Raw genomic sequence first — 233 nt, forward strand, 5'->3', positions numbered from 1 at the left:
CATCGAACGCTGCATGATTTCCAAAGCACGTCCTGGCTCTGCTTTTGCTAAGCGCGCGGCATTAGCTATTCCCAAAATCATTGGAATGTTCGCCTCAATAATCTCTCCGACGAAACTAGCTGCGGCGACCCCAGTAGCTTCATTCAAATCTGCCAAAGCAGCCTTGAGGTCATCGGATATGGTCAAGGTCAGTCGGTTAAGACGCTTACGTGGTTTCGTTGTCATGGTCGGCC

1 protein-coding gene is annotated in these 233 nt (G+C 50.6%); it reads right to left on the reverse strand.

Annotation, left to right across the window (positions count from 1 at the left end; genetic code table 11):
• On the reverse strand, nucleotides 1–186 hold a 186-nt coding region (locus GHO03_RS25025; protein ID WP_153400728.1), incomplete at its 3' end, for a hypothetical protein.
• Nucleotides 187–233 lie beyond the last annotated feature (47 nt).

The organism is Pseudomonas sp. FSL R10-1339, from assembly GCF_009600545.1.
Lineage (GTDB): Bacteria > Pseudomonadota > Gammaproteobacteria > Pseudomonadales > Pseudomonadaceae > Aquipseudomonas > Aquipseudomonas bubulae.